Raw genomic sequence first — 17120 nt, forward strand, 5'->3', positions numbered from 1 at the left:
CATGCATCCTGCTCCTTCCGTCATCATCTTCACCACCTTGTCGGGTCTTGGATTCGGGCTGCTGTTCTGGCTGGGCCTTGGCATGCCCGCCGTGACCGGGTGGGTGGCCTTTGCCTTTTTCGCCATCGCCTATGCGCTTGCGGTGGGCGGGCTTTTGGCCTCGACCTTTCACCTTGGTCATCCGGAACGCGCCATCAAGGCATTCAGCCAGTGGCGCACAAGCTGGTTGAGCCGCGAGGCATGGGCCTCGGTCGCGGCGCTCGTGTTCATGGGACTCTATGCACTTGGACTGGTATTTTTCGATGCCCGCTGGACCGTTCTGGGCTGGATCGGAGCGGCCTTGTCGCTGGTCACGGTCTATTCGACAGCGATGATTTACGGTCAGCTCAAGACCGTGCCACGTTGGAAAAGTTCTCTGACACCGGCGCTTCTGTTGGCGATTTCGATATCGGGGGGCGCTTTGCTGGCCGGTCAGGTGACAGCCGCGCTGATCCTTCTGCCGATTGCGGCGGTGGTTCAGGTGATCTGGTGGGTACGCGGCGACACGGCACTGAAAACCAGCGGCACCGATATGGCCAGTGCGACGGGTCTTGGCGGTATCGGTCGCGTGCGCGCGTTCGAGGCACCGCATACCGGCAACAACTATCTGCTCAAGGAATTCGTGCATGTTGTGGGTCGCAAACATGCACTGAAACTGCGCGGCATCGCCTTGGTGCTGGGATACGCGGCACCGGTCGTTCTTTTGCTGCTGCCCTTCGGGCATGTGCTTGCCCTGATTGCAGTTGCTGCGCATCTGGCGGGCATTGCGGCATCACGCTGGCTGTTCTTTGCCGAGGCCGAGCATGTCGTCGGGCTGTATTACGGCAAGCGCTGAGGCCACTCATCGCGCCCATGCTCGCGCGCCTCGTGGGCGCATGGGCATAGGGGGCCGGGAGCGTTCAGCCCCGGCCTTCGGTCCAGTCTTCGATCACCGGGTCGATCCTGTTGGCACGGAAGCGTTTCCAACGCACCCGGATACCCCAGGCAAACGCCGCAAACACCGTCAGGAACACGATGTTGAACCAAGGGATCGTTGTCTGATCAGGGCCATCCGCCGGTTTGATCCCGACCGCGTTCGGAAAGATCGAGAAAAACTCGTTGCGCCAACCGTAATGCGTGATCACGACCCATTGGGCATTGGTGTCGCTTTTCTTTGACAGCAGATCCGAGGCTTCGGCCTGCAGATTGGACGTGTCGAACTTGAAATAGGGCGGCCAGCCCCAGCCGGTATCCTCGTTGCGATAGATCATCGGCTTGTCATTGGTCTGGAACGTCTGAATGAAGAACACATCACGGCTTGGCGTGGTGGGGTCAGATCCGGTGTCGGCATTGGACCAGAACAGGGCATTGGAGCCGGGATCGACGCGCTTTTCGTAGGTATCGGTGATCCGCACGACATCATGCTGTGGCAGTGTGTAGTGGAAGAACGCCACGACAACGAGCCAGAAAAGCCCCCAGAATCCCCATTTCGCATAGACCATTCCGGCCCCCTTACATGAAGTTCGTCACATAGATGATCACCGCCACCGCCACGGTCGGGATCACATAGACCAGCAAGATCAGCTTGCGTCGGAGCGAATTCTCGTAATCGGTCATCCCGGCTTTGATATAGGCATCCTTGTCGCCCGGCCTACCCTGCTCGTCCCATTCGCGCTCGAGTTTTTCGCGACGCACGGATCGCGACCAGATCGATATGGCCACGTAAATCGCCGTCAGGAAAAGGAAGCCAAAAAATACCAGCCGTGCAAATGCCGCCATGCCGCTTACCCCCGTACCACGTGTGGTCACCTGTCACGCCCTGAATACGGGCTGTGCCAGCGCGGTGCAATGACGTGATCGCCGCAGACCAAGGCAAAAGGGCGGCCCATGGGACCGCCCTTGCATGTCAGGGATCATGAACCGGCTTAGCCGACCACGTTGAACTCGGGGCCGTAAGGATAGCCGGTGATGTTCTCGTTGCCGTCTTCGGTGATCACGAGGATGTCATGCTCGCGGTAGCCTCCCGCGCCGGGCTGACCTTGGGCAATCGTCAACATCGGCTCCATGCTGATGACCATGCCCGGTTGCAGGATCGTGTCGATATCCTCGCGCAGTTCCAGCTCTGCTTCGCGCCCGTAGTAATGCGACAGCACCCCGAAGGAATGGCCATAGCCGAAGGTGCGGTATTGCAGCAGATCGCGTTCCTCGAAGAAGGCGTTGACCGCATGGGTCACCTCAGCGCAGCTGGTGCCGGGCTTGAGCAGGGACATGCCGTATTCATGGGCCGCCACATTGGCCTCCCAGATGCGCAGGCTGGCATCGTCGACCTCACCCACGAACATGGTGCGTTCCAGGGCGGTGTAATAGCCCGAGATCATCGGAAAGGTGTTCAAGCTAAGGATATCGCCGCGCTCGAGCTTGCGGGCCGTGACAGGGTTGTGCGCGCCGTCGGTGTTGAGGCCCGACTGGAACCAGACCCAAGTGTCGCGGTATTCGGCATTCGGAAAGCTTTTGGCGATTTCCAACTCCATCGCATCGCGCCCGGCCATGGCCACGTCGATCTCGCGCGCGCCGACCTTGACCGCATCGCGGATCGCATAGCCGCCCACATCCGCCACCCGCGCACCCTCGCGGATCAGCGCGATCTCGGCGGGGGATTTCCACAGACGCTGGCGCATCGTGGCGGGGGCGACATCGACCATGGTCAGCGGCTTGAGAAAATCCTCGAGCTTGTCGCGCTGCTGCAGGGTCAGGTGATCGCCCTCATAGCCAACCACCTTGTTTTCACCCGTCACCGACAGGATCGCACGCCAGAAATTGTCACGCTGCCAATCGGTATAGGTGATGTTGTCGCCATGACAGCGGCGCCAGGGCTGGCCTGCGTCGATGCCCGCGCTGATCGTGACGCAGTCGCCGTCGGTCACGACAAGCCCGTAAGGCCGGCCAAAGGCGCAATAGAGAAAGCCGCTGTAATAGGCGATGTTGTGCATGGATGTCAGCACGACCGCCTGAGCGCCGGCATCTTCCATGATCTGGCGCAGACCCTTGAGACGCGCCTCATACTCGATTTCAGCAAATGGCAGCTTCGCCTTTTCGCCGTTGTGGAAACGATACATTTCAGGACGTGCAGTCATATCGACCCTCCTTCGAAAGAAAGGTCCCGGCGTTCAGGACTGTTGGAGCATGCGGCCTTATGGGGCGACGCCATCGCCCCGACCGTGCACCTTCCTTGCCGATCCTGCGCATTCTGGCAAGATGGTTTGCGACACGCCGAAGGGAAAATAGCGACCATGAGCATCACACCGGGACCGACCAACCTGATTACCGATCTGCCGGGCCTTCTGGTGGGCAATGCAAGCGACGACCACATCAAGACCGGCGCGACCGTCCTTTTGGGCGAAGTGCCTTTTACAGCCGGGGTTCATGTGATGGGCGGTGCGCCCGGGAGCCGCGAAACAGACCTTCTGGCACCCGACAAGACCGTGACCGAGGTCGATGCGCTGGTTCTGTCTGGGGGGTCTGCTTTTGGGCTGGATGCGGCGTCGGGAGTGGCGGATGCATTGCGGGCGGCCGGACGGGGCTTTGCGGTGGGGGATCAGCGCGTGCCAATCGTGCCCGCGGCGATCATTTTCGACCTGCTGAATGGTGGTGACAAGCATTGGCCCGAAAACCCCTACAAACGGCTCGGGATGGAGGCGCTGGCGCAGGTCGGCACGATGTTCGATATCGGCACCGCCGGAGCAGGGGTGGGCGCCACGACCGCGACCCTCAAAGGGGGGCTGGGATCAGCGTCGGTCATGCTGCCGTCGGGGCATATGGTGGGCGCGCTGGTGGTGGTGAATGCGCTTGGGTCCGCAACGGTCGGCGATGGGCCGCATTTCTGGGCGGCACCGTTTGAAATGGGCGGCGAATTCGGCGGGTTGGGGCCAGCCCCTCATTACCCCGACACGCTCATTCCCCGCACCAAGCTGTCGCAACATGCCAATACCACGATCGGGATCGTCGCCACCGATGCGATCCTGAGCAAGGCACAGTGCACACGGCTGGCCACGGCGGCGCATGACGGGTTGGCGCGGGCATTGGTGCCATCCCATACGCCAATGGATGGTGATCTGATCTTCGCTGCGGCAACAGGCGCGCGGAGCGTTGAAAACCCGCCGGCCGACACGCTGGCGCTTGGCCATGCGGCGGCGATCTGCATGGCGCGCGCCATCGCCCGGGCCGTCCATGCGGCGACGCCCGCAATCGGCGATACCCTGCCTTGCTGGTCCTCGCTCAGCCGGTAAGGGCGGCGACCATCGGGCTTGCGGGATCGGTCAGTGCATCGATCACATCGAAATGATGCCGACCCTGTGCCACATGGTGCCCGCAGCCCCAGGCCTCGGCCAGCCAGCGCGCCTGATCGAGAAAGACCGGCCGTTCGTCTGCACCGACCCAGACGGTGACGCCGACATGGTCCATGGGGCGCATCAAGACGGGGCTTTCCGCCTCGGCCAAAGACAAATCAAGACGAAACTGGTCGTTCATCGATGTCCTGAGCAGCGGACGCAGATCCGACACCGGCGAGATCGGGACCGCGCGCTTGAGTCGCTTGGCCGTGGCATCGGCCAAGACCCCCTGAACGCAAAGGCGCGCTGCCAGATGCCCGCCCGCCGAATGCCCCGCCAGTATGATCGGACCCGGGATCTCGTCTGCGGCCATCTCGGTGGCGCGGGCGATCTGGCGGGTGATATCGGCGATCTGCACAGCGGGACAAAGATCGTAGGAGGGCATGGCCACAGCCCACCCATGCGCCAGCGGACCGGCGGCGAGATGCGACCAGTAGGACCTGTCGAATTTCAGCCAATATCCGCCATGCACGAAGACGCATAAACCGACGGGCGGGCCCTTCGGCAAAAACAGGTCATAAGCCTGGCGCGGTGTCGCGCCATAGGACCGATCAAGGCGGGCATGGCCGGTATTGGCAAGCTCTTCGCGAAAGGCGGCGGCCTGCACGGTCCAGCGAGGTGGATAGCCCTCGGCCCCTTGAATATAGGGCCCATTGGCATAGGCATCGTCCAGTTCCATCATAATATCCTGCCTCTTTGTATGGACAAGCCTAGCCCAAGATGATTTGCCTTTTCCAGACCAATCCGAAAAGGGACAAGCCATGACAAAGACCGATCTGAAATCGCTTCTCAAGGATCCCAGCCTGCTGGCCGAGCAGGCTTATGTTGGCGGTGACTGGGTGGACGGTGACAACGGTACGTTCGAGGTGACCAACCCCGCGCGCGGTGACGTGATCGCAAATGTCGCCGATCTGAGCCGGGCGCAGGTGGCCAAGGCCATCGCCCATGCCGAGGCCGCCCAGAAGGAATGGGCAAGCTGGACCGGCAAGGAACGCGCTGCCGTGCTGCGTAAATGGTTCGATCTGATGATGGAGAATCAGGAAGATCTGGGCATCATCCTGACTGCCGAACAGGGCAAGCCGCTGGCCGAGGCCAAGGGCGAGATCGCCTATGGCGCCAGCTTTGTGGAGTTCTTCGCCGAGGAAGCCAAGCGCATCTATGGCGAGACGATCCCCGGCCATCAGCGCGACAAGCGGATCACGGTCATCAAGCAGCCCATCGGGGTTGCCGCGTCGATTACGCCATGGAACTTTCCCAACGCGATGATCACGCGTAAGGCCGCGCCGGCGCTGGCGGCGGGCTGTGCCTTTGTGGGGCGACCGGCGACGGAAACACCCTTGTCCGCAACGGTCATGGGCGTTCTGGCCGAGCGCGCGGGCATCCCGAAGGGCGTGTTCAGCATCGTCACCTCGTCCAAGTCCAGCGAGATCGGCAAGGAGTTCTGCGAGAACCCCGCCGTGCGCAAACTGACCTTTACCGGTTCAACGGAAGTGGGGCGCATCCTGCTGCGGCAGGCCGCCGATCAGGTCATGAAATGCTCGATGGAGCTCGGGGGGAACGCGCCTTTCATCGTGTTCGACGACGCCGATCTGGATGCCGCTGTCGAAGGCGCGATCCTGTGCAAGTTCCGCAACAACGGCCAGACCTGCGTCTGCGCCAACCGGATCTATGTTCAGGCCGGGGTCTATGACGCCTTCGCCGCCAAGCTGAAGGAGGCCGTGTCCAAGCTGAAGATGGGTGACGGGCTTGAGGATGGCGTGATGCTTGGGCCGCTCATCAACGCGGATGCCATTGAAAAGGTTCAAGAACATGTGGCCGATGCCACGGCCAAGGGCGCTCAGGTGATCCTTGGAGGCGGCGAGCCTGTGCAGGGGCCGGGATACTTCCTGCCGCCGACCATCGTGACGGGTGCGACGCAGGACATGCAGTTCGCCACCGATGAGACTTTCGGGCCGCTGGCGCCGCTTTTCAAGTTCGAGACCGAGGATGATGTGATCGCCATGGCGAATGACACGATCTTCGGGCTGGCCAGCTATTTCTACGCCAAGGACCTCAGCCGGGTCTACAAGGTGGCCGAGGCGCTGGAATACGGGATCGTCGGGGTGAATACCGGGATCATCTCGACCGAGGTGGCGCCGTTCGGGGGGGTCAAGCAATCGGGCCTTGGCCGCGAGGGCAGCCATCACGGGATCGATGATTATCTGGAGATGAAATACATCTGCATGAGCGTCTGACGCCGAATCAGGGGCAAGCCTCTGGTTAACAAGGGAAAACCCGGTTCGGTATCACGTCGGTAAAACGTCGGTATCGCGTCGGCATCACGGACAGCCGCGCGCCCCGTTAACAGGGCGCGCGGTTTTTTGCGACCGCTTGGACGATGCGCTCGTCGAAGGCGGGATATCCGGGTTATTATTCCCGCGTTCCTGTCCACCAGAACAGAGTCCACCAGAATAGAGATTGCAGCATGAAGACATTTGCCACCGCACTCATCACCAGCGCCCTTTTGGCCACACCGCTTGTCGCGCAGGATCGCACCAGAGACGTCACCGGCGAGCTGAGCTATCTTGCAAGGATCGCACTGCCACCGGATGCGCAAGTCACCGTCGAGGCGCGCGGCGCGTTCGACACGGTTCTCGGGGAAGTTCAGTTTTCGACCGAAGGCCGCCAGGTCCCGATCCCCTTTGCCTTCGAGGTTCCACCCGATTTGTCGGGAGAGGTCAGCGCGGTGATCCGGGTGGGCGGGCAGCCGCGCTGGATCGTGCAGGATGTGCCGATATCGGCCGGGTCAGACCCTGTCGATCTGGGCGAGCTGCGGCTTGCGCAGGTCACGCCGCTGGCCTTTGCCACCGAATTCGATTGCGACGGCCAGCCGGTCTTGCTGGGGATCATCGGAGACCGGATCGCACTGCGGATGCGGGGGCGCGATATCGTGATGACAGAAGCCATGGCGGCATCCGGCGCCCGCTTCGTCAGCGAGGGCGAGGGCACGGACGAGATCGAGTTCTGGGAGAAGGGCGGCGAGGCGATGCTGAGCATCAACGGCACCAAGGTTGCCGATTGCCAGCGCATGAGCGCGCCGGACGAGACGTATCGCGCCCGTGGCAACGAGCCGGGCTGGACCGTGACGCTTGGCGATGAAGAGGTGGAAGTCGTCGCCGATTACGGCGAGTTGACCCGAAGCGCCCCGCGTCCCGAGGTCGAAGTGATGCCCGGCGCCTATGTCTTCGACATGCCGGGTATCAACGCGAGGCTGACGCTGGAAGACCGGATCTGCCGCGACGACGCCACCGGCATGCCCTATCCGCATGTTGCGGTTCTGGCGCTGGATGATCGGAAGCTGCGCGGCTGTGGCGGTGATCCCGCAAGCCTTCTGTCCGGAGAGTGGCGGATCGAAGATGTGGCCGGAATGGGTGTCGTGGACGACGCACAGGCCGAAATCACCCTGAGCCGCGCTGGACGGCTTGCGGGCACCAGCGGCTGCAACCGGTTTTTCGGCACCTATGAACTGACCGGCGAAGGGCTGAGTTTCGGGCCTGTGGGGGCAACGATGATGGCCTGCCCCGATGCGCTGATGATGCAGGAGCGCCGGATTTTCGATGCGCTGGAGCAGGTGCGGCGGTTCGATCTGGATGAGACGGGTGCCTTGCTTCTGGTTGGCGGGCCAGAGGATGCCCCGCTATTGAAGGCGCGGCGGTTCTGAGGCGGGGATCAGAGGGCAAGGGGTGTGCCCCCGCCGGACAGCTCCGGCGAGGGGCGAGACGGTTCGGGATCAGTTGACCGTTTCGGCATCGACCACGTCTTTTTCGTGGCCGACGCTGCGGGTGCTGGCAATCTCGATCCGGCGGGGTTTGAGCGCCTCGGGCACCTCGCGGACGAGGTCGATATGCAGCATCCCGTCGGCATGGCTTGCGCCGGTCACCTTGACATGATCGGCCAGCTGGAACCTGCGTTCGAATGCGCGGGTCGCGATGCCGCGATGCAGGAAGGTGCGGGCACTGTCATCCTCGGCCTTGCGGGCGGAGACGAGAAGCGCGCCGTCACGGACCTCGACGCTCAGGTCGCTATCGGCGAAGCCGGCAACGGCGATCGAGATGCGATAGGCGTCATCGGCGTTTTTTCGATATTGTAGGGGGGATAGGTGGGTTGCGCCATGTCACTGGACAACACGCGGTCCATCATGTCGGCGATCTGGTCGAAGCCCACCGTGGCCCGGTAAAGGGGTGCAAGATCAAAGTTACGCATTGGTCATCCTCCTTGTGAGCGATACCTGTGGTGAAGCCTTCCCGAAGGGACAGGCGGTAAATGTCCGGCCCGCACAGCGGCACCGGGACGCCATAAATCTGGGGAGAGGGTGCGCGGCTTTCAAGACCTGCGCGGCACGGTCTCAGGGACGTGAAAACTTGGCGCCCGAGGCCCGCTGCGTGTCGCCCACCTGCACGCGGCGAAAGCCGGTGTTCACGGGTTGGGCGGGGGTTGCCGCGCGCAGATCGCGCTTGAGCCCATCGACCAGCGCCGCAAGCTCCATCCCATAGGCAAGAGGACGGTCACCCCCCGGATCGCCGCCGCTGATAACCGACAGGATGCGCGCGCGATGCCCGTCGCGGGCAAAGACCGGCGCCCCCGAAGAGCCATAGGTCACGTCGCAGTCAAAGGCCATGATGCCGTCCTGATGCCAGTCCAGCCCGCATTCGCGCTGCCACGAGGGTGCCGCATCCCGGTTGCGGCCATAAGACACGACGCTGACGCGCAGCCCGTCGCGCCCGCCTTGATGCAGGAGGAACGGCGCGGCCAGAGAGGTTTCGATGGGTGTGGCCAGTTGCAAGAGGGCGGCATCGAGGCGGACATTGTCGGCGGTCATGCCCGCGGCGGGATCATAGGCCTTGGGCGCCGCATGGCGCGCGACGCCACGTTCGGCGATCACCGCGCCATCGCGAAGCCCTGCGCGAAAACGGATGGTGTCGGCGGGGCGGGGCCGGTGCTGTGCGTCAAAAAGGCAATGGGCGGCGGTCAGCACAAGGTCGGGGGCGATGAGCACGCCAGTGCAATAACTCGACTGGCCCAGATCGACACGGCCCACGGCCTCCCAGCCGAAGAGGTCGTCACGGTCGGTCAGGCGCATGAGGCCCGTGGTGTCGGCCATGAGCGGAGCGGCCCAAAGCCCACAGCACAGGACTGCGCCGAGAATGGCCCGCAAACGCGTCACGGCTTTGCGAATTTCGCGCCGGTGTCGCGGGCGGCGCCGGTGGTGAACATACGCTTGGGCGCCGCGTCGGGGGTGGCGGAGCCGTCAAGCAGGGCCATCAGCTCTTGCAGGGGACCAGCGAGCGGAGCGGCCAGAGAGACCTTCTGGCCCTTGAGATCGGCCATCGCCGAGACGACCGAGACGATCCGCGCCTGACCGTTCTGGAACGAGAAGATGGGCGCGCCGGACGCGCCGAAATCGACATCGCAGGAGGTGACGAGCATGCCCTGCTGGCTGGCCATCACATCGCAGACCTGCTGCAGCGAGGGCGCATCCGAACGGCCCCGCGCATAGCTGACAACGCCGATCTTCTGGCCTGTGACCGGGTCGCTGTCGGTCTGGAAGGGGATCACCTGCGTGTTGCGGATCGGGTGGTGCAATTCCAGCAAAGCCACATCGTGGCGCACCCTGTCGGCGATCATTGAGCCGGAGTAATCATAGGAGGGGTGGATCACCGCACGGCGCACCCAACGATAGGCCGAGGCGCGGCCATTGCGCCAGCCCGCGAGGAATTCGATGCGTTCGTGATCGACCCGCGCGCCGGTGTCGCGGTCGAAAAGGCAATGCGCCGCCGTCAGCACCAGTCCGGGCGCGATCAGGGCACCGGTGCAAAAGCCGTGACCGCCGATATCCAGCCGCCCCACGGCTTCCCAGCCCCGGCCATCATCGCCGGTATCGAGCCGCTCGAGCCGGCTGTCCTGCGCCGAGGCGGCGCCGGTCAGGCAAAGGGCGAGTGTGATGCACAGGCGTTTCAGCATGGTCCCTCCGGTCGAATTGGCAAAACGCTAGACCGGTTGTGGGACGAAATTAAGGCGCGCCGCGCAGGTTCGGTATTCGGGGTTCGGCACTGTGACCGGCTTGCATCGCGGGGGGCATCGGCCCACCGGTGGCCCAGTCCAGCAGTTCGACGGTATGGACGACGGGAATGCCGGTGGCCGAGCCGATCTGCATCATGCAGCCGATATTGCCTGCCGCGATCACATCGGGGTTGCGGGCCTCGAGGGTGCGGACCTTGCGCGCTTTGAGTTGGCGCGAGATCTCGGGCTGCATCAGGTTGTAGGTGCCCGCGCTGCCGCAGCACAGGTGGCTGTCGGCGGGTTCGACCACGGTGAAGCCCGCACGCTTGAGCAGGTCCTTGGGGTAGGTCTTGATCTGCTGGCCATGCTGGAGCGAACAGGCGGCGTGATAGGCGACGGTCATTTCGCGAGAAGCGCCCTCGGGCAGATCAAGCTGCATCAGAAGCTCGCTGATATCGCAGGCAAGACCGGCCACGGTGGCGGCCTGCTCAGCCAGGGCGTGATCGCGGAACATATGGCCGTAATCCTTGACCGTGGTGCCGCAGCCCGAGGTGTTGATGACGACGGCATCCAGCCCCTTGCCCTCGATCTCGCGGGTCCAGGCGCGGATGTTGCGGGCGGCGGTGCGGTGGCTTTCGTCGGTCTTGCCCATGTGATGCGTCAACGCCCCGCAACAGCCCGCGCCTTCGGCGATGACCACCTCGCAGCCCAGCCGGGTCAGCAAGCGGATGGTGGCATCATTGATGTCGGTGTTCAGCGCCCGTTGCGCGCAACCTGTCATCAGCGCAACACGCTTGCGCGGGGCGCCATGGGCGGCAAAGGTCTGCGGATCGTCGTTGCGGCTGACGGGGGGCACCTGTTTGGGCGCCATTTCGAGCATCGCCCGGAGCCGGGCATCGGGCATCAGCGCCGCGAAGGGCCTGCCGATCTTGGCGCCCAGAAGTGCCACGCGGAAGCGCATCGGATAGGGCAGGATCCGCGCGAGGATCCAGCGCAGGGCGCGATCCCCGAAGGGGCGCTTGTAGCGCTTTTCGATATAGTCGCGGGCGTGATCCACGAGATGCATATAATGCACGCCCGATGGACAGGTCGTCATGCAGGCAAGGCAACTCAGGCAGCGGTCGATATGCTTGACGGTCTTTTCATCTGGCACACGCTCGTTTTCCAGCATGTCCTTGATGAGATAGATGCGGCCACGGGGGCTGTCGAGCTCGTCGCCGAGCACCTGATAGGTCGGGCATGTGGCGGTGCAGAAGCCGCAATGCACACAGGCGCGCAGGATCTGATTGGAGCGCGCGATGGCGGGGTCTTGCAGTTGTTCAGCCGTGAATTCGGTTTTCATCGTTCGCTCACCATTTGTGCCGTATAGAGCCCGAACCAGGGCAGTGTCGTGGCCATTGCGCCGATGGCATGCGCCCACCGAAGGGTGGCGGCGTCCTGCACCCGAGCGCGGATCGCCAACATGCACAGCGCCAGCACAGCGATCCACGCCAGCCAAAGTGCCGCCAGCGGCACAAGGGCTTGCGCGGTTGCGCCAAGACCGGTCGTGACCGCACCCGATTTCACCGCGAAGGCCAAGCCGGTACAGCCCCCCGCGAGCACCCACAAGGATGCGACGGCGCGCATATCGGGCGATAGGCGGCACAAGCCAATGAACAGCGCCGGACCAACGCCGAATATCAGAAGAAAGGTCAGCGCCAGTGTCATGCGGTCTGTCCCATCAGCCCGGGATTGAACAGCCCGTTCGGATCGAATTTTCGGCGCAGCCCGTCCTGCAGCGCGGCCACCGGCGCGGGCAGCGGATGAAACACGCCCGCGTTGCGATTGCCCCGGATCAGAGTGGCATGGCCGCCCGCATCGTCCACGGGCTGGCGGATCACGGCGGGGCCTGTGCCTTGGGGGACCAGAAGCCAGATCAGCCCCCCGCCCCAGTCGTAAAATGCCTCGGCACCCGGCACCGACGCCACGATCCCCGGCGCATCGGAGGGTTTGACCGACAGCCGCCAGACATCGCCCGGGCGGTCGTGAAACACCGTCACGTCACGCAGCTCTTGCCAGAGGGCGCGGTTGGCGGCGGTATCGTGGTCAAAAAGCACCTCGCCGAAGCCGGCCAGCAGCTTTTGCAATTCAGCCGCGCGGTAGGCGACGGATGCTTCGGAGCCTTCGATCCGGATCAGGGTGCGGGCGGCCCCCTGCGCCTGTGGCAGATGCACGGCGCCTGTCACCTCGAAGGGCGAGCCAAGTGCGCGCGACAGCGCCGCAACCGCCGACACATCATCCAGCCCGAGGATCGACAAGGTGGCGGTGGTGACGGTATCGGGCAGCACCTTGAGGGCCACTTCGGTCAGGATGCCAAGGGTGCCGTAGCTTCCGGCCAGCAGCTTGACCAGATCATAGCCGGTCACGTTCTTCATCACGCGGCCGCCATTGCGGATCACCTGTCCTGACCCATCGACGAAGCGCACGCCCAAAAGGAAATCGCGCGCGGCACCTGCCTGAATACGGCGCGGGCCGGAGACATTCGCGCCGATCACACCGCCGATCGTCGGCTCTCCCGTGGTACCAAGAAGGCCACGATGATCCATCGGCTCGAAGGCGAGGCGCTGATTTTCAGCGGCAAGGGCGGCTTCGACTTCGGCCACAGGGGTGCCTGCACGCACCACGAGGGTCAGAGACCCCGGCTCATAGAGTTCGATGCCGGACAATCCCGCCGTGCTGAGCGGGATGCCGTTGGTTGGACCGCCGATCGGACGGGTGCCGCCGCCCTGCACGTGAAAGGGCGTGTCGGCACTGGCGACGATGGCGGCAAGATCGGCCTCGCTCTCGGGGGTGAGGATGGTCATTGCGGTGATACTCCGAGGCAGGCGTCGCAGGCGGATGGACGGCAAGGCGCCGTCATTCGGCAGCAATACGGTGGGATTCGCTGGATTGTAGCGGGAAGACCTTGGCCGGGTTCAACAACCATTTCGGATCGAACACGTCCTTGACCGCCATCTGCATTTCCAGATCCTGAGGCGCGTATTGATCGACCATCAGATCGCGCTTTTCGATGCCGACACCGTGTTCGCCGGTCAGGCAGCCGCCCACCTCGACACAAAGCTTGAGGATCTCGGCGCCGAACGCCTCGCAGAGTTCCAGATCGCCGGGCTTGTTGGCGTCGAACAGGATCAGCGGGTGCATGTTCCCGTCACCGGCATGGAACACATTGGCCACATCGAGGCCGAACTCCTTGGACATCTCGCCGATCCGCTTGAGGACGAAAGGCAGCTGACTGACCGGGATGGTGCCGTCGAGGCACATGTAATCGTTGATCTGGCCCATGGCGCCGAAGGCGGATTTGCGGCCCAGCCAGATGCGGGCGCTTTCCTCGGCGGAGGTGCTTTGACGCAATTCCACTGGATTGTGGGTGCGCGCGATGCCCATGATGGTTTCAAGCTGCTCGTCGATTTCGGCGTCCGAGCCTTCGACCTCGACGATCAGAAGCGCCTCGCAATCGGGGTAGCCGGCCTTGGCGAACGCCTCGCAGGCGCGGATGCAGGGGCGGTCCATGAATTCGATCGCGACCGGCAGGACACCAGCCTTGATGATGTCCGAGACGCATTGGCCCGCCACCTCGTTGCTGTCAAAGCCCATAAGGACCGGGCGCGCGCCTTCGGGCTTGTGAAGAATGCGAAGGGTAGCTTCGGTGACGACGCCAAGCTGCCCCTCGGAGCCGCAAATCAGGCCCAGGAGATCATAGCCCGGCGCATCGAGATGCGCGCCGCCAAGTTCCATGATGGTGCCATCCATCAACACCATGGTGACGCCCATGAGGTTGTTCGTGGTCACGCCGTATTTCAGGCAATGTGCGCCGCCTGAATTCATGGCGATGTTGCCGGCGATGGCGCAGGCCAGCTGGCTGGAGGGGTCTGGGGCATAGAAGAACCCATGCTCCTCGACGGCGCCGGTCACGGATAGATTGGTGCGGCCGGTCTGTACCTTGATGAACCGGTTGTCATAGTCCGTGTCGAGCACGTCATTGAGACGCGCCACGCCGAGGATCACGCTGTCGGCGGTGGGCAGCGCGCCACCGGCCAGAGATGTGCCCGAGCCGCGCGGCACCACCGGCACGCCCATCGCGTGGCAGATGCGCAGGGCATCCGAGACCTGCTGCGTGGAGGAGGGCAGGATCGCGGCCAGCGGCGGACACTTGTAGGCCGTCAGCGCGTCGCATTCGTAAGCCCGCGTTTCGGACGGATCGGAGATCACCGCATCAACGGGCAATACCTCCAGCAGGCGCGAGACCAGCTCGGCCTTGCGCGCAATGATGTCCGGGTTGGGACGTGGCATTTCCATCGGCGATCCTCCCTATTGGTAATAAAATATAACCAATTTCAGCGGCTGGCAAGTTGTTCTTGTCGGCTGTATCGTGCCCGCATGAATTGGATGGATCGCCTGAGCTTGTTTTCGACATTGGATTATGTCGCCGCCACCGTGCTGTTCGGCGGGTGGATCATTATCGGTTATGTAATTGAAAATCCACCACGAAAATATCCCTCAGTGTCGGTTCTGATGGCGCAATACCGGCGGGAATGGCTGGTGCAGATGATCACGCGGGATCCACGCATATTCGATGCGCAGATCCTTGCGACGCTCAGACAGGGCACCTCTTTTTTCGCCTCGGCCACGATGATCGCGATCGGCGGGTGCTTCGCGCTTTTCGGAAACATGGAGAGATTCATCGGGGTCGCCAAAGACCTGACACTGGGCGCGGACCCGAGGATCGTCTGGGAGGTCAAGGTTCTGGTGCTGATCCTTTTCCTCGCCAACGGGTTTCTCAAGTTCGTCTGGTCAAACCGGCTGTTCGGCTATTGCGCCGTGCTGATGGCGGCGGTGCCGAACGAGGCCGACAATCCGCTGGCGGCGAAGCGCGCCGCAAAGGCAGGAGAGATCAACATCACCGCGGCCAAAAGCTTCAATCGTGGGCTGCGGTCGGTGTATTTCGCGCTGGCGGCGACGGTCTGGCTGTTGGGGGCGGAGGCGCTGATCGTAGCGGCGGGCCTGACCTGCCTCGTGCTGCTGCGCCGGGAATTCGCGTCGCATTCGCGCACCGTTCTGATGGAACCCGAAAACTCCGGCGGAACCGACTGACGGAACGGGGCGGCACGGATCACCGCGCCGCCCCGAATCCTATCGCTGCCCACCCTCTATGAAGGGTGCGCGCTGGACTTGCGTCAATGCGCAAGCCCGTTGCCGTTGAACCCCGGATACGCGGCTGCGCCATTGCGCTGCGTGTCATTCTGCGAACGGAGCGGCTGCGGACCGCCGGCCTTGGCCGTGGCGTCGGTATGGAAGCTATCGATCTCGCCGGCAAGGCTGGCCGATGCTTGCGACAACAGCCGCGAGGCTGACGTGCTTTGCACCACCATTTCGGCATTTTCCTGCGTCACGCGGTCAAGCTGACAGATGGCGCTGTTGATCTGCGACAGGGTCGCGGACTGGTCACTGAAGCCATGCGCGATACGTCCGACGATTTCGGAAAGCCCGCCGACACCATCGAAGATTTCACCCAGATCCTGCCCGGCGCGATTCACCAGATCCACCCCGTCCGAGACATGGCGCGCGCTTTCGGCAATCAGCTCGGCGATTTCGCGAGCTGAGTCGGAACTGCGCTGCGCAAGCTGGCGCACCTCGGAGGCGACAACGGCGAACCCACGCCCGGCAGGACCGGCACGGGCGGCTTCGATCGCGGCGTTGAGCGCCAGAAGGTTGGTTTGCACCGAGATCGCATCGATCGCCGTCACGATGTTCGAGATGCGGCCAGAGGATTTCTGAATGAGAGTCATCGCCTCCATCACATCTTCGACAAGCCGGCTGCTGCCTTCGGTCTTGGAGCTGGAGGTGCTGGCGATCACGTTGGCGCGCTGCGCCTCTTCGGAGGCGACGCGCATGGTTTCGGTGAGCTGCTCGACGGCCGCGGCTGTCTGGCTCAGCGCGGCGGATTGTGTCGATGTGCGCTCGGACAGGTTTTCGGATGACAGCTGCACCTGATCGCTGATTGTCCGAACCGAGCCTGTCACGGACGAGACGCGACCAAGAAGGGCATTCCAGCCTTCGACCGTGTTGTTGAACGCGTCGCCGAGAATCGCGATGTCGGGAAGTTTGCTGACCTGAACGCGATGGGTCAGATCGCCATCGCGCAGACGGTCAAGGGCTTTGGCCACATCCTCGATCGCCTCGCGGCGTTCGGTGATGTCAGTGGCGATCTTGACGACCCGGACGACCTTGCGAAACTCGTCGAAGACGGGCGCGTATGTCGCCTGAATCCAGAGCCTGCGGCCCGTGCGGGTGCGACGCGGAAATTGATCCGAAAAACTGTGCCCTTCGCGCAGACGTTCCCAAAACCGGGTATAATCGCTGCTGCGGGCGTATTCGGGATCGACGAAAATCCGGTGATGGTTTCCGGTCACATCTTCTGCGCGGTATTCGACCGCTGCGAGAAAATTCTTGTTCGCCTCGATAATCGTGCCATCGACGGTGAAATGAATGACCGCCTGGGTGCGATTGACCATATCCAGCAGTGCTGAGTCGGCCTCGCTCAGGGGTCCAGCGGATGAAATATCGAGTGTCACGTTGAGGTCCTTTGTGTGCATGTCTCACCGAAGAGAACGGCACATGGACCCGGTGTTTTAGCAT

At 63.2% G+C, this 17120-nt stretch carries 16 protein-coding genes and 1 pseudogene; 5 read left to right on the forward strand and 12 right to left on the reverse strand.

The features are described from left to right. Position 1: 1 nt before the first annotated feature. On the forward strand, positions 2-874 hold the full coding sequence (locus tag RAZWK3B_RS01120; RefSeq protein WP_007811420.1) for a dimethyl sulfoxide reductase anchor subunit family protein: 873 nt from the start codon (positions 2-4) through the stop codon (positions 872-874). 64 nt (positions 875-938) lie between these two features. On the opposite strand, the gene RAZWK3B_RS01125 is transcribed toward RAZWK3B_RS01120, so the two are convergent. The 3 genes from RAZWK3B_RS01125 to RAZWK3B_RS01135 all read right to left on the reverse strand — a co-directional run bounded on the left by RAZWK3B_RS01125 (position 939) and on the right by RAZWK3B_RS01135 (position 3152). Continuing rightward, positions 939-1520 (reverse strand): DUF1523 family protein, encoded by a 582-nt coding sequence (locus RAZWK3B_RS01125; RefSeq protein WP_007811422.1) that lies wholly within the window; start codon positions 1518-1520, stop codon positions 939-941. 10 nt (positions 1521-1530) lie between these two features. Continuing rightward, positions 1531-1797 (reverse strand): hypothetical protein, encoded by a 267-nt coding sequence (locus tag RAZWK3B_RS01130; protein WP_007811424.1) that lies wholly within the window; start codon positions 1795-1797, stop codon positions 1531-1533. Positions 1798-1943: 146 nt separating this feature from the next. Further along, positions 1944-3152, reverse strand: coding sequence for an aminopeptidase P family protein (locus tag RAZWK3B_RS01135; protein ID WP_007811427.1), 1209 nt, complete (start codon positions 3150-3152; stop codon positions 1944-1946). Between the two features lie 156 nt (positions 3153-3308). Here RAZWK3B_RS01135 and RAZWK3B_RS01140 point away from each other — a divergent pair, with 156 nt between their 5' ends. Beyond that, positions 3309-4304 (forward strand): P1 family peptidase, encoded by a 996-nt coding sequence (locus tag RAZWK3B_RS01140; protein ID WP_007811429.1) that lies wholly within the window; start codon positions 3309-3311, stop codon positions 4302-4304. Here the strand turns inward: RAZWK3B_RS01140 and RAZWK3B_RS01145 are convergent. After that, a complete protein-coding gene (locus tag RAZWK3B_RS01145) occupies positions 4294-5085 on the reverse strand; it encodes a hormone-sensitive lipase (RefSeq protein ID WP_007811430.1) in 792 nt (263 codons plus the stop codon). The two genes, RAZWK3B_RS01140 and RAZWK3B_RS01145, sit on opposite strands and share 11 nt — an antisense overlap. Before the next feature lie 82 nt (positions 5086-5167). On the opposite strand from RAZWK3B_RS01145, the gene RAZWK3B_RS01150 reads away from it, so the two are divergent. Together RAZWK3B_RS01150 and RAZWK3B_RS01155 are read left to right on the forward strand one after the other, a co-directional pair. After that, the gene (locus RAZWK3B_RS01150; protein WP_007811431.1) at positions 5168-6640 is read left to right on the forward strand and encodes an NAD-dependent succinate-semialdehyde dehydrogenase; all 1473 of its coding nucleotides are present in this window, start codon (positions 5168-5170) and stop codon (positions 6638-6640) included. Between the two features lie 230 nt (positions 6641-6870). Continuing rightward, complete coding sequence (locus RAZWK3B_RS01155) at positions 6871-8106, forward strand: META domain-containing protein (RefSeq protein ID WP_007811432.1); 1236 nt, start codon at positions 6871-6873, stop codon at positions 8104-8106. A 69-nt stretch (positions 8107-8175) separates the two neighbouring features. On the opposite strand, the pseudogene RAZWK3B_RS01160 reads toward RAZWK3B_RS01155, so the two are convergent. The 7 genes and pseudogenes from RAZWK3B_RS01160 to RAZWK3B_RS01190 form a co-directional block, all read right to left on the reverse strand. Beyond that, positions 8176-8648 (reverse strand): annotated as a pseudogene (locus RAZWK3B_RS01160) (Hsp20 family protein). Between the two features lie 142 nt (positions 8649-8790). Further along, on the reverse strand, positions 8791-9546 hold the full coding sequence (locus RAZWK3B_RS01165) for a trypsin-like serine peptidase (RefSeq protein WP_007811435.1): 756 nt from the start codon (positions 9544-9546) through the stop codon (positions 8791-8793). A gap of 59 nt (positions 9547-9605) precedes the next feature. Continuing rightward, positions 9606-10406 (reverse strand): trypsin-like serine peptidase, encoded by an 801-nt coding sequence (locus tag RAZWK3B_RS01170; protein WP_007811436.1) that lies wholly within the window; start codon positions 10404-10406, stop codon positions 9606-9608. 49 nt (positions 10407-10455) lie between these two features. After that, positions 10456-11787, reverse strand: a complete 1332-nt coding sequence (gene glcF / locus RAZWK3B_RS01175; RefSeq protein ID WP_007811437.1) for a glycolate oxidase subunit GlcF — start codon at positions 11785-11787, stop codon at positions 10456-10458. Further along, positions 11784-12152 carry a hypothetical protein gene (locus RAZWK3B_RS01180; protein ID WP_007811438.1) on the reverse strand — a complete coding sequence of 123 codons (369 nt, stop codon included), beginning with the start codon at positions 12150-12152 and terminating at the stop codon, positions 11784-11786. Before RAZWK3B_RS01180 ends, glcF begins: the two co-directional genes overlap by 4 nt. Continuing rightward, a complete protein-coding gene (gene glcE, locus RAZWK3B_RS01185) occupies positions 12149-13288 on the reverse strand; it encodes a glycolate oxidase subunit GlcE (protein WP_007811439.1) in 1140 nt (379 codons plus the stop codon). Before glcE ends, RAZWK3B_RS01180 begins: the two co-directional genes overlap by 4 nt. A 52-nt stretch (positions 13289-13340) precedes the next feature. Beyond that, positions 13341-14780, reverse strand: a complete 1440-nt coding sequence (locus tag RAZWK3B_RS01190; RefSeq protein ID WP_007811440.1) for an FAD-linked oxidase C-terminal domain-containing protein — start codon at positions 14778-14780, stop codon at positions 13341-13343. 81 nt (positions 14781-14861) lie between these two features. Between RAZWK3B_RS01190 and RAZWK3B_RS01195 the strand changes: the two genes are divergently transcribed. Beyond that, positions 14862-15575: a DUF599 domain-containing protein gene (locus RAZWK3B_RS01195; RefSeq protein ID WP_037294771.1), complete on the forward strand. Its 714-nt coding sequence runs from the start codon at positions 14862-14864 to the stop codon at positions 15573-15575. Between the two features lie 83 nt (positions 15576-15658). Here the strand turns inward: RAZWK3B_RS01195 and RAZWK3B_RS01200 are convergent, their stop codons facing one another. After that, a complete protein-coding gene (locus tag RAZWK3B_RS01200; protein ID WP_198133228.1) occupies positions 15659-17056 on the reverse strand; it encodes a methyl-accepting chemotaxis protein in 1398 nt (465 codons plus the stop codon). Positions 17057-17120: the final 64 nt, after the last annotated feature.

Source organism: Roseobacter sp. AzwK-3b (genome assembly GCF_000170875.1).
In the GTDB taxonomy this organism is placed as follows: Bacteria; Pseudomonadota; Alphaproteobacteria; order Rhodobacterales; family Rhodobacteraceae; genus Roseovarius; species Roseovarius litoreus.